This is a genomic window from Corynebacterium sp. ACRPQ (genome assembly GCF_022347225.1).
GTDB classification, from domain to species: domain Bacteria; phylum Actinomycetota; class Actinomycetes; order Mycobacteriales; family Mycobacteriaceae; genus Corynebacterium; species Corynebacterium tuberculostearicum_D.
On record NZ_JAKRNF010000029.1, the window covers coordinates 1 to 12,373 of the forward strand.

The following is a 12,373-nucleotide window of genomic DNA, read 5'->3' on the forward strand; positions in this document are numbered from 1 at the left end:
GCTCCCACCCCGGCCCCCGATACCCAGGCGCAATCCGCGAACTCCTCCTTGGCCGGAGTGCAGGGCTGGCTCGGCTGGGTTATCGCCGGCGTCGTAGTGCTGCTGGCTATTTGCGTGGGTGCTTTTTCACTACTTCGGCGTTAGCCCACTCATCGTGGGTACCGCGGCGATTATTCTTCTCCGAAATAGTGCAGGCGTGCACGCCGGCGCCTACCCAGCTGGCGAACGTACCGGGCCCGGCACGATATTGACTAGGCGCCACCACTGGCGCTTAGCGGACTGGGTGAGGGAGAGCCGCTCTTTGGTGTCGACATCGCGCACCGTGTAGCCCATCAGCAGCTTGGCCGGGCTGGCGCCGAGCCAACACTCGGTGCCCAAGGTGTAGAGCAGCAAGATGATGGCGCCGCCAATGAACGTCGAGAGCTCATCCACGCCGCCGGAGAGCAGCGCGCCGCCGAAGCTGCCACTAATGAGTGAGAAGAAGAAAAAGTCCAAAATGGCCATGCCGATGCGCGCATCTTGACCGGCGCGCTGGCTAATTTCGGCCGCTGGTTGTTGTACCAACGGCGCGGGTACGGCCCCGTTCGCCGTTGCCGGCGGGAAAGGATTGTGCTGCGGGACAAAGGGATTGCGCGCATACGGCGACCCGTAGGGGCTCGCGGTCTGCGTAAATCGCGGCTCCTGCTGAACGTGGCGCCCTGGCCCTGCCGCCTGACCGGGCTGGAAGGACTGAGCTTGCTGCTGGGCCTGCTGTGTCCGCGGATTCCACTGCCCTACCGCGCCCAGCTGCCCGAGGTCTCCCCAGGTGGGGCGCACTCCCGCCGCGCACGCCTTATCGTATTCGGCCCGCTTTGCAGCAGAGCCCAAGACACTGGCAGCGATGCGCAGCTGCGCGCGCCGCGGCTCTTCAATGTCTTGGCCTTGCTGCTGTAGCAGCACATCCTTGGACTCCAGCAAAACTAGAAGCTCGTGCTCGCCATCGCGGCGATCTAGTCCCCATTCCTCATAAAGATTCGGTGCGATGTCATTGGCGTTCATAATGCTCTATCTTAAAGCCCACCGGCAGCGGAGGCCTCACCCCTAAGGAGGAGATTTACTTACGGCGCAACAGGCTCCATGCGCCCACGGCCGCGGCGCCTACAGCGGCGCCAACGCCGAAGGTCGCACCTGCAGGCGCGCCTTCCTTGACCTCGTTGCGGACGCGAATAACGGCCGGCTCTGGGACCGGCGGGTGAGCGTACTTCAGAGACTCCTTGGTGGTGGCGGTCCACGCGGAGACGTACAGCACCACGCGCCAAATCAGATACATGACCACCATGAGCACGATGACTGGGCCGAAAACCGCGCCGGCGGGGCTGCCGGTAGCAGAGGACATGATGAGCGTGGACAGCTGCTTGAGCAGCTCGAAAGCGACGGCACCAATGGCTGCGCCGATAAGGCCGGACTTCTTCGGAACCTTGGTGCGCGGCAGAATCATATTCAGCCACCACATGACGATGAAGTTGGCCAGAAGGCCCACAGCCAAGCCGACAAAGAAAATAACCAAGTCCATGCCTGGGAAGGACTCGATTCCTACGCGCTCAAAGATTTTCTGGGTAAGACCGGAGGAACCGGCGGCGGTTACGCCAAAGGCGATGAGGAACGCCACGATAAGGCCAATGAGGCCCACCAGGTCAGACAACTTCTTCTTCAAGAAGGAACCGCCCTCGTTGGCATCGATGCCCCACATGGCCGAGATACCGATGCGCAGGTTATTCATCCAGCCCAGGCCGGACCACAGGGTGGTCAAACCACCGATACCGAACATGGCGCCGCGTTGGTCAATGGCGGTATCGAGGATCTCGTTAACCGTATCGCCCATATCGCCATCGAGGGAGCTCGTGATCTGGGACTGCAAATCATTGAGCAGGTCCTCGCGGTTAGCCAAGACGGCGGCGACGGTGGCCACGATCAGCATGGCAAGCGGGAAGATGGAGAGCACCGAATAATAGGTGATGCCGGCGGCAAACTGGTTGCCGCCTTCGGCACCATAGCGCTCATTCATGCGCATGAGGTGATCAACGAATCCGGACTTGGAGCGAATCTTATCTACCGCACCGGGTTCGTCGGCATTGGCGCGTTCGATGCCGTAGTGGTCCGTCTTCTTCGAGGAGGATTGCGTGGTAGTAGGCACGTGCTTCCCTTCTTGCTCGCACAGTTTTTATCTCACCTAGAGTAACTGGCAAACCCCCACTTGTCCCTTTGTGGGGTGGGGTACGGGGGAAGCGGCCGCTTGCTACTTGCGCAGGCGGGGAAGGAAGCCGACCTTTTCATAGACGGCGTCGACAAGCGGCTGGGCAATCTCTTGCGCCGTCTCCGCGCCCTGCGCCAGGATGCGCTCGAGCTCGCCGCGGTCCGCCATCAACTCGTCATAGCGCGCCTTGAGCGGAGTGGTAAATTCCTGCAGCGCGTCGGCGGTATCGACCTTGAGGTGGCCGTAGCCTTGGCCGGCGTACTTTTCCACCAAGGAATCGATGGATTCACCGGTCAGCGCAGACTGGATAACCAGCAGGTTGGACACACCCGGCTGGTTGTCGCGGTCGAAGGCCACCGAGCCCAAGTCATCCGTCACGGCGGACTTGATGCGCTTAGCCGAGGTCTTCGGCGCATCAAGCAGGTTGACCAGGCCCTTCGGGTTGGCGCCGGACTTAGACATCTTGGACGTCGGCTCTTGTAGGTCATAAATCTTTGCCGCACCCTCCGGGATGAACGGCTCCGGTACCTTGAAGGTCTCGCCATACTTATTGTTGAAGCGCTCGGCCAGATTGCGGGTCAGCTCCAGGTGCTGGCGCTGGTCCTCGCCCACCGGCACATAATCCGGCGAGTAGAGCAAGATATCGGAGGCCATGAGGATCGGGTAGGTAAATAGGCCCACCGAGGTGCGGTCCGAGCCCTGCTTGGCGGACTTATCCTTGAACTGGGTCATGCGGGAGGCCTCGCCAAAACCGGTAAGGCACTGCAGTACCCAGGTCAGCTCCGCGTGGGCGGGCACGTGCGACTGCACGAAGAGCGTGGACTTTTCCGGGTCAATGCCCAAGGCAATGAGCTGTGCGGCGCCCGCGATGGTGCGGTTGCGCAGCTCCTCCGGATTTTGCTCCACGGTGATCGCGTGCAGGTCAGGGATGAAGTAGAAGGCGTCATAGCCGTCCTGCAGGTCAATCCACTGCTTCAGCGCTCCCAGGTAATTACCCAGGTGATAGGAATCAGCGGTGGGTTGGATACCGGACAGGACGCGGGAAACGGTGGAATTGTCTGCAGTCATGGTGCCTTATCCTACCCCCTAGCCTCGCCGCGCGGTTCACTTCCTTCCCCGGCGCCGCCTGAGCGAGGGATCGAAAAAATCCCCTGCCCGATTAGGCAGGGGATGCGGCGCAAGGATTTTAGAGCTTGCGGGAGGTGGGGCTGACTACGTCCATCAGGATGGCCCAACCGGATACCATCAGCGCGCCGCCCACGCCCATGAGCACGATGGGGCCGAGGAAAGCGAAGGACGGACCAACAACGGTCCACCACCAGATGCTCAGGCCGAGGATTACAGCGCCGAGGACGAAAGAAATAATTGCGCGAGCCATGAACTTTCTCCGTTGCAGATTACTGAATTTTTTGACCTACCCATAGTAGCACTACTGCTTGTGTTTGGGTGCCTTGCGCTTGCCGACGTCCCCCTTATTAAAGCTCCACTGCTGCTCGACGTTTACTCCCCGTGCCCCTGGCGAGTGCCGGCCACTCGGCCGGGTAATCGACTGCCGCTTCGGGCGACGCGCGATGCGATTGCTCGAAATATCGCTGTAGTCAGTGCCCTCCGCCGCGTTAGAAAACTCTCGTGACTTGTTCTTAAACGTGCGCCCCAGTGGACGGCTCAGCGGCCGGGTCAGCGGGCGCGTGATGGGGCTGGCATAGCGCGTGGCCGCGCCCGCCTTGCGCTTGGCCTTGCGGGCGCCATCGCGCACGATGCGCGCGGACAAACGCAGGCGCGGATCCATCTGCTGCTCGGCATCGCGATACTCAAAGACGGGCAATCCCTTCTTGAAGTAGATCGCGGCCAAGCGGGCGATAAAGCACACGGAGGCGGTAATGATAGCGGCCGGTTCTTCGGCCAGACCGCCGTGGTAGAGCGCCATAAAAAGCGCCGCGGCCAGCAGCGAGATGGCGGCATAATACTCGCCGGAAAACACCAGCGGGATACGATCCGAAAGCAGGTCACGCAGCACGCCACCAAAGACGCCAGAAATCACCGCGGAGACCGAGGCAATGATGAACCCGTGCCCCAAGTGGACCGCGATTTGGGTGCCGAGCACCGAGAAGACCGCAAGCCCCAGCGCATCCAGGATGAGGAAGAGGTGGCGGAAGTAGTGCATGAGGAAGGACATGCCCACCGTCACCACGGCCGCCACGATGACGATCACCAAATAGATGGGGTGCTCAACCCAGGTAAAGGGAGGGTCATCGAGGATCATATCGCGCACCGTGCCGCCGCCCAGCGCCGTCATGGAGGCAATCATGGTGACACCAAAAAGGTCGAGCTTTTGGCGGCCGGCGGACAAGGCGGCGGTCATGGACTCGGCCGTAATACCTACTACATATAGGACGCTAAATAGTGGCGTCATCAGCGGTACTCCACCAGCAGTGGGGAATGGTCGGACCAGCGCTGCTCCACGGTAGGAGCCTTATCCACCCAGGTGCGCTGGGCGCGCTCCAGCATCGGGCGGGTGGCCGCCTGGTAATCGATGCGCCACCCGGCATTGTTATTAAACGCCTGGCCGCGGTAGGTCCACCAGGTATAAGGACCATCTTCTTCCGGGTGCAGGCGGCGGGCGACGTCGAACCACTGCGGATCTGCGGCCGGGGACCACGGCTCGCCGCCGGCGTACTCAACCACACCCTGCCACTGCCCCAGGTTCTTCTTCTCTTGCGGCTTGCCATCTGGGAAGGCGCCAAAGACGTGATCCATGAAGGCGCGCTCTTCCGGCAGGTGGCCGGCCTTCTTTTCATTCGCCTTATCATTTTTCAGGTCTTGGGCGCGGTGGCAGATATTCCAGTCGCCGCCGATGACCATCTCGGCCGGGCTGCCATCAGAATTCGTGCGCGCCGCGTTCTTCGCCAGCACCTCCTGGAACTCGTCCAAGAAGCGGTACTTTTCATCCAACTTCGGCGAACCGGTATCGCCGGAAGGCAGGTACAGGGAGGCGACGCGAATATCGCGGGTGGTAGCCGCAATCCAGCGGCCGGCGTCGGTAAAGGAGCCGAAGCCCACTTCGACGTCGGCAAGCGGGGTGCGAGACAGGATGCCGACGCCGGCGCGGCCCTTTGCGGCGGCGTCGGCAAGAGCTAAGTGCCAGCCCGCCTCTAGGGCTGGGGCCAGGGCCTTTTCGGCCTGCTCCGGGGTTGCGCGCACCTCCTGCATGAGCACGATATCGGCCGGAGTCTCCTCTAGCCAGGCATTCATACCGGGGTTATTTTCATTGCGCTGCTTGCACGCAGCGCGGATTCCGTTGACATTAACGCTCGCGATGGTAAGGGTCATGCCAACAGCATATCGGTCCGCCTAGGCGCGGCGAGAAAGGCGCTTTTTATCCCACATCGTCGCAGCCCATACCAGGCAACCCGCAGCCGCTAGGGCCGCACCTGCCAGCGCCGGTGCAGAGTAGCCCAAACCGGCACCCACCACGGCGCCGCCAATGGTCGCACCGGCCGCATTCGCGATGTTGAGCGCGGACTGGTTAAGGGCTGCGGACAGAGTCTGGGCGTCGCCAGCCACATGCACCAAGCGCAGCTGCAGCGAAGGCACCAGCGTGGAGCCCATAAACGCCACGCAGCCAAAGCACAAGGTAGCGGGGATGGCATGGCCGGAGAGGAAGTAGAAGGCCGTCAGGATAACGATGAGGCAGGCCAAGGCAAAGATAATGCCAAACTCCAAGTTGCGGTCAGCGAGCCAGCCGCCAAAGGCATTGCCGATGGTCATGCCGATGCCATAGGCCATGAGTACTACCCAGATGAGGCTCTGGTCCATGCCGGCGACCTCGGTCATGGTCCACGAAATATAGGTATAGACGGAGAACATGCCGCCAAAGCCCACCACGCCCATGATGACGGTGAACCACACCTGACTGTTTTTGAACGCACCAAATTCGGTGCGGATATCGGTCTGCTTCATCTCCGTCATGTGCGGCATCAGGAAGAACAACGCAATGGCGGTGACGATACCCAAAGCCACGACCACCAGGTAGGCCGCCTGCCAGCCCAGTGCGGAGCCGAGGGCTTGGGCGGCCGGCACGCCGATAACCGTGGCGATGGCCAGGCCCATGCCCACATAAGCCATGGCCTTGCCGCGGCCGCCTGGGGGCGCCATGGATGCGGCCGAGAGATTAGCCACGGAGAAATAAGCGCCGTGCGGCATGCCCGCAATAAAGCGCGCGACCATGAGGATGGCGTAATTCGGTGCCAAGACCGAGAGGAGGTTGCCCACCACGAGGAAGCCGATGAGCAGCAGGATTAGCCGGCGGCGCGGCAGCTTGCCGGTAAAAGCCGCAATCAACGGGGCACCGACCACCACGCCCATGGCATAGATGGTGATGAGCGTGGAGGCGTTTTCTTCCGAAACGCCAAAATCATCCGCGATGAGCGGCAGCAGGCCCATGGACACAAATTCCGTCGTGCCGATGGCAAACGCGCCCAGGGCCATGGCCACCATGACGATGGCGCGGCGGCGGGCGGTAATCTCCGTTTGCAACGGCAGCGGACGGCGGCGAATGCGGTGTTCGTGTGCGCTGCGCGGGCTTAGCTCATCGATGATTTTCATGGAGAGTGAGGGTACACCCAGTGCACGCCTACAGCATGCCCGTAGCGGGGGCTCGTGAATATCTCCACCCCTCCCGCGCATGGGTGACAGCGGCCACGCAACCCTTTTCAAGGGGCGGCAAATGGGGGATCACTTTCCGCAAACTGGCCCACATGCGGCCCACAAAATCGGTAATCTGGGCACTTGAACAATTTTCCAACGTTAATTAGGAGAATCATGGCAAAGATTACGTGGACCCGTACCGATGAGGCGCCGCTGCTGGCGACCTACTCCCTCAAGCCCATCGTGGAGGCCTTCGCTTCCACCGCTGGCATCGACGTGGAAACCCGCGATATCTCGCTGGCCGCCCGCATCGCCGCGCAGTTCCCGGAGCGCCTGACCGAGGAGCAGAAGGTCGAAGACGCCCTAGCGGAGCTGGGCAAGATGGCCAAGACCCCGGAAGCAAATATCATCAAGCTGCCGAATATTTCCGCTTCCCTGGTGCAGCTGAAGAAGGCCATCGCCGAGCTGCAGGCTGCGGGCTACGATCTGCCTGATTACCCGGATAACCCTTCCACCGAAGAAGAAAAGGACATCGCCGCCCGCTATGACTCCGTCAAGGGCTCCGCTGTTAACCCGGTGCTGCGTGAGGGCAACTCCGACCGCCGCGCACCGGAGGCCGTGAAGAACTTTGTAAAGAAGCACCCGCACCGCATGGGCGAGTGGTCCAAGGACTCCAAGACCAACGTTGCCACCATGGCGGACAACGACTTCCGCCACAATGAAAAGTCCGTCATTCTGGACAACGAGGACACCCTGTCCATCGTGCTGAAGACCGCCGACGGCGAGCAGACCCTGCTGCCGGAGCTGCCGGTTCTCAAGGGTGAGGTCATCGACGGCACCTTTATGTCCGCCAAGGCCCTGGATGAGTTCCTCATCGCACAGGTCAAGCGCGCCAAGGAAGAGGGCGTGCTCTTCTCCACCCACCTGAAGGCCACCATGATGAAGGTCTCTGACCCCATCCTCTTCGGCCACGTCGTCCGCGCTTTCTTTGCTGATGTATATGACAAGTATGGCGAGGAGCTGCTGGCTGCCGGCCTCAACGGCGAGAACGGCTTGGGCGCTATCTACGAGGGCCTGAAGAACCTGGACAATGGCGAAGAAATCAAGGCTGCTTTCGATGCCGCGCTTTCCGACGGCCCCGACCTTGCCATGGTCAACTCCCACAAGGGCATCACCAACCTGCACGTGCCTTCCGACGTCATTATTGACGCCTCCATGCCTGCCATGATCCGCACCTCTGGCCACATGTGGAATAAGAACGACGAAGAGCAGGACACCCTCGCCGTCATCCCGGATTCCTCCTACGCCGGCGTCTACCAGGCTGTTATCGAGGACTGCAAGGAAAACGGCGCCTTCGACCCGACCACCATGGGTACCGTGCCGAACGTTGGCCTCATGGCGCAGAAGGCCGAGGAGTATGGCTCCCACAACAAGACCTTCAAAATCCCGGCTGCGGGCACCGTTGAGGTTCGCAACTCCCAGGGCGAGGTTCTCATCTCCCACGACGTGGAGGAAGGCGATATCTGGCGCGCCTGCCAGACCAAGGACGCCCCGATCCAGGACTGGGTCAAGCTCGCCGTCAACCGCGCTCGCCTGTCCGGCATGAAGACCATCTTCTGGCTCGACCCAGAGCGCGGCCACGACCGCAACATCAAGTCCCTGGTGGAGAAGTACCTTAAGGACCACGACACCGAGGGCCTGGATATCTCCATCGAGGATCCGGTCACCGCTACCAAGACCTCCATCGAGCGCATCCGCCGCGGCGAGGACACCATCTCCGTGACCGGCAACGTGCTACGTGACTACAACACGGACCTCTTCCCCATCCTCGAGCTGGGTACCTCCGCCAAGATGCTGTCTGTGGTTCCGCTCATGGCCGGCGGCGGCCTCTTCGAGACCGGTGCGGGCGGCTCCGCCCCGAAGCACGTCCAGCAGGTAGAAGAAGAAAACCACCTGCGCTGGGATTCCCTCGGCGAGTTCTTGGCCCTGGCTGAGTCCTTCCGCCACGAGAAGCAGACCAACGGCAACGAGAAGGCCGGCGTTCTGGCCGCCACCTTGGACAAGGCCACCGAGCGCCTGCTCAATGAGGGCAAGTCCCCGTCCCGCAAGGCCGGCGAAATCGACAACCGCGGTTCCCACTTCTTCCTGGCCACCTTCTGGGCCGAGGAGCTGGCTAACCAGACCGATGATGCCGATCTCACCGCTGCGTTCAAGGACGTGGCTTCCCAGCTGTCCTCCCAGGCAGATGAGATTGCCCAGGCGCTTGTCGACGCCCAGGGCAACCCCGCCGACCTCGGCGGCTACTACTGGCCGAATGACGAGAAGACCTCTGCCGTCATGCGCCCAGTTGCTCAGTTCAACGAGATCATCGACGGCCTGAAGAAGTAATTCTTCCTAGGCAAAAGCCGCCCCGCAGCGTTCATCAATTCGCTGCGGGGCGGCTTTGGTGTGTCTGCGTGCTTAGAAGCTGTCGAGCCAGGCGGCGTGCACGCGGGCGTCGCCATTTTCTTCTGGATGAAAGCTCAGCGCCGTCACGCGGCCTTGGCGCACGCCGACCACCGCGTCGCCGTCCTCGCCCGGCACCGTCGCGATTACCTCAACGCCCTCGCCCACGCGGGTGACCAGCGGCGCGCGAATGAAACTCGCCTCGATGTCGAGCGTTTCCTCGCCCGCCGTCACAGGAACCGTGCGCTCTTCGGAAAAGCGCTGGTTGCCAAAGGCATTGCGCCGCACGGTCACGTCGATAAGCCCCAGGGTTTGCTGCCCCGGCGCGGGGTTATCCAGCTCGCGGGCGCAATAAATGAGCCCCGCGCAGGTCGCGAGCACCGGCAATCCTGCGGCCGCGGCGTCACGCAGCGCCTCGGCCAGCCCGAAGCTACGCGCCAGCTTATCGATGACGCTCGACTCGCCGCCCGGAATCACCAGCCCATCGAGCCCGTCCAGGTCGCGCGGCACCCGCACCCGGCGCGTAGCAACGCCGAGCCCGTCCAGAATGCGCTGGTGCTCCTCGACGCCGCCCTGCAGCGCCAGCACCCCGACGGTGGCTACCATCCGCGCTCTGCCAGGCGGTGCGGTGCAGGCACGTCGTTGACGTTAATGCCCACCATGGCCTCGCCCAGGCCGCGGGAAAGCTTGGCGAGCTCAGCGGGGTCGTCGTAAAGCGTGGCAGCCTTCACGATGGCCTCCGCACGCGCCCCCGGGTTGCCGGACTTGAAGATGCCGGAGCCAACGAAGACGCCTTCGGCGCCCATCTGGCGGACAAGGGCGGCGTCGGCAGGCGTGGCCACACCACCGGCAACAAAGAGCACGACCGGGAGCTTACCGGTCTCCGCCACCTCTGCAACCAGGTCGTACGGGGCCTGCAGCTCCTTGGCCGCGACGTAGAGTTCATCGCGATCCAGGTGGCGCAGGCGCGCCATCTCGGCCTTAATGGTGCGCAGGTGCTTCACGGCCTCGGAAACGTCGCCGGTGCCGGCCTCGCCCTTGGAGCGAATCATGGCCGCGCCCTCGGTAATGCGGCGCAGGGCCTCACCCAGGTTGGTGGCACCGCACACGAACGGCACGTCGAAGTCCCACTTATTGATGTGGTTGACGTAATCGGCCGGGCTGAGCACCTCGGACTCGTCGATGAAGTCCACACCCAGCTCGCCCAGAATCTGCGCCTCTACAAAGTGGCCGATACGGGCCTTGGCCATGACGGGGATGTCGACGGCCTCGACGATGCCCTCGATAAGCTCCGGGTCCGACATGCGGGCCACGCCGCCCTGCGCGCGGATATCGGCCGGCACGCGCTCCAGCGCCATCACGGCCGAGGCGCCCGCGTCCTCCGCAATGCGCGCCTGCTCCGGCGTGACGACGTCCATGATGACGCCGCCCTTCAACATATCGGCTAGTCCTCGCTTCACGCGCGTGGTAGCGCGTCCTTGTTCATTTACCTGTTCAGTCATAGGTGCCATAGTGACCCACACAAGTGGTACAAGACAAGAGCCATTTTCAGCGTGTTGGATTAGACCACTTATGATGGGGCCGTGCCCCTTCGCCTCGATCCCTCTGATACGCGGCCGCTGCCCGTGCAAATCGCCGCGGCCCTGCGCACCCAGGTTGCCGCCGGCGTCCTCCTGCCCGGCGAGCGCGTTCCCTCGACCCGCCACTTGGCTTCGCAGCTCGGCATTTCCCGAGGCAGCGTGGTCACCGCCTACGACCAACTCACGGCCGAGGGCTACCTCACCGCCGAGGTTGGTTCCGGCACCGTCATCAACCCGCTGCTTCCCCATGCGCGTGCCCCACGGCCGGAGCCGGCCCCCGCACCCGCCGCCGAGCCCGAGCTGGTGTCACTGACCCCCGGCCTTCCCGACACCGCCGGCATCCTCACCCCTGAATGGAGGGCCGCGTGGCGTGCAGCGGCCGTCGACCCCTCCGGCAATCTGCCCCACGAGGTCGCCGCCCACCTGCGCCACATGCGCGGGCTCACCGTGGACCCGGCCTGCGTGCTCATCACGGCCGGCGCCCGCGACGGCCTCTCCGTGCTCCTGCGCGCCCTCGGCCGCCAGCTGCGCGTGGGCGTGGAATCCCCCGGTTACCCCAGCCTGCGCCGCGTGCCCCACGCCCTCGGCCACACGTTGGTGGAAATCCCCACCGGCCCCGAAGGCGTCACCGTCCCCAAGGCCGATCTCGACGCCCTCATCGTCACCCCCAGCCACCAATACCCCTACGGCGGCTCGCTGCCCGCAGCCCGGCGCGCCGAACTCGTCGAATGGGCCCGCACACACGACGCCCTGCTTATCGAGGATGACTTCGACTCCGAACTGCGCTACGTCGGCCAGCCGCTGCCCGCCCTGGCCGCACTCGCCCCGGAACACACCGTGCTGCTGGGTACCTTCTCCTCGGTCATCTCCCCCTCAATTGCCTGTGGCTACCTCGTCGTTCCACCGCGCCTGCGCCCGGCCGTGGACCACGTGCGCGAGGTCTTCGGCCAACCCGTCGGTTCCATTCCCCAGGCCGCGCTCGCCCACTACCTTTCAAGCGGCGCTTTACGACGCCACACCGGCCGCATGCGCCGCACCTACAAACGCCGCCGCAACCTCGTAGCCGAAACGCTCGGCACCATCGATGGCGCGCAACTCCTCCCCATCCACGGTGGCCTTCACGCGGTATTGCTGTGCGACCCAGCCGTGGTCCCCCGCGCCGCCGCCCGCGGCATTAAGCTCACCCCGCTGCGCGACTATTGGGGCGGCGCCGACGCCGAAGATGGCGTCGTACTCGGCTTCGGCCACCTCAGCGACACCGAGCTGCGCACGAGCCTCACCGCGGTCGCGGCCGCCTTACGCGAGTGATACCGTCACCTCAAAGGCCATAAAAGAAAGGTAATACATGTCTATTGACATCTGGGAACTCGCACTCATTCTTCTTTTCATCGTCGTGGCCGTCGGCGTCGTTGCACTCATTACACGAATCTCCCGCGGCAACAACGAGAGCCACCACCCCACCGATAGC

General features: G+C 63.2%; 11 protein-coding genes. 2 read left to right on the forward strand and 9 right to left on the reverse strand.

What is annotated here, in order from left to right:
- Positions 1-210: 210 nt before the first annotated feature.
- The 7 genes from MHY24_RS11635 to MHY24_RS11665 form a co-directional block, all read right to left on the reverse strand.
- Positions 211-1,038, reverse strand: a complete 828-nt coding sequence (locus MHY24_RS11635) for an RDD family protein (protein WP_239230817.1) — start codon at positions 1,036-1,038, stop codon at positions 211-213.
- A 55-nt stretch (positions 1,039-1,093) separates the two neighbouring features.
- The gene (locus MHY24_RS11640; protein WP_239230819.1) at positions 1,094-2,173 is read right to left on the reverse strand and encodes a YhjD/YihY/BrkB family envelope integrity protein; all 1,080 of its coding nucleotides are present in this window, start codon (positions 2,171-2,173) and stop codon (positions 1,094-1,096) included.
- Positions 2,174-2,275: 102 nt separating this feature from the next.
- Positions 2,276-3,301: a tryptophan--tRNA ligase gene (trpS, locus tag MHY24_RS11645; protein WP_005322617.1), complete on the reverse strand. Its 1,026-nt coding sequence runs from the start codon at positions 3,299-3,301 to the stop codon at positions 2,276-2,278.
- Between the two features lie 118 nt (positions 3,302-3,419).
- Positions 3,420-3,611 carry a hypothetical protein gene (locus MHY24_RS11650; RefSeq protein WP_005322618.1) on the reverse strand — a complete coding sequence of 64 codons (192 nt, stop codon included), beginning with the start codon at positions 3,609-3,611 and terminating at the stop codon, positions 3,420-3,422.
- Positions 3,612-3,662: 51 nt separating this feature from the next.
- Positions 3,663-4,646 carry a trimeric intracellular cation channel family protein gene (locus MHY24_RS11655; RefSeq protein ID WP_239230821.1) on the reverse strand — a complete coding sequence of 328 codons (984 nt, stop codon included), beginning with the start codon at positions 4,644-4,646 and terminating at the stop codon, positions 3,663-3,665.
- Positions 4,646-5,563, reverse strand: coding sequence for an exodeoxyribonuclease III (locus tag MHY24_RS11660; protein ID WP_239230823.1), 918 nt, complete (start codon positions 5,561-5,563; stop codon positions 4,646-4,648). Before MHY24_RS11660 ends, MHY24_RS11655 begins: the two co-directional genes overlap by 1 nt.
- A 21-nt stretch (positions 5,564-5,584) precedes the next feature.
- Positions 5,585-6,838: an MFS transporter gene (locus MHY24_RS11665; RefSeq protein WP_239230825.1), complete on the reverse strand. Its 1,254-nt coding sequence runs from the start codon at positions 6,836-6,838 to the stop codon at positions 5,585-5,587.
- Positions 6,839-7,054: 216 nt separating this feature from the next.
- On the opposite strand from MHY24_RS11665, the gene MHY24_RS11670 reads away from it, so the two are divergent.
- Positions 7,055-9,268, forward strand: coding sequence for an NADP-dependent isocitrate dehydrogenase (locus tag MHY24_RS11670; RefSeq protein ID WP_239230828.1), 2,214 nt, complete (start codon positions 7,055-7,057; stop codon positions 9,266-9,268).
- Between the two features lie 72 nt (positions 9,269-9,340).
- Here the strand turns inward: MHY24_RS11670 and pdxT are convergent, their stop codons facing one another.
- Together pdxT and pdxS are read right to left on the reverse strand one after the other, a co-directional pair.
- The gene (gene pdxT / locus MHY24_RS11675; protein ID WP_239230831.1) at positions 9,341-9,931 is read right to left on the reverse strand and encodes a pyridoxal 5'-phosphate synthase glutaminase subunit PdxT; all 591 of its coding nucleotides are present in this window, start codon (positions 9,929-9,931) and stop codon (positions 9,341-9,343) included.
- The gene (pdxS, locus tag MHY24_RS11680; RefSeq protein WP_239230835.1) at positions 9,925-10,827 is read right to left on the reverse strand and encodes a pyridoxal 5'-phosphate synthase lyase subunit PdxS; all 903 of its coding nucleotides are present in this window, start codon (positions 10,825-10,827) and stop codon (positions 9,925-9,927) included. The genes pdxT and pdxS overlap by 7 nt, the downstream gene beginning before the upstream one ends.
- An 81-nt stretch (positions 10,828-10,908) precedes the next feature.
- Here pdxS and MHY24_RS11685 point away from each other — a divergent pair, with 81 nt between their 5' ends.
- Positions 10,909-12,213 carry a PLP-dependent aminotransferase family protein gene (locus MHY24_RS11685; RefSeq protein ID WP_239230839.1) on the forward strand — a complete coding sequence of 435 codons (1,305 nt, stop codon included), beginning with the start codon at positions 10,909-10,911 and terminating at the stop codon, positions 12,211-12,213.
- The last annotated feature ends 160 nt before the right edge of the window (positions 12,214-12,373 follow it).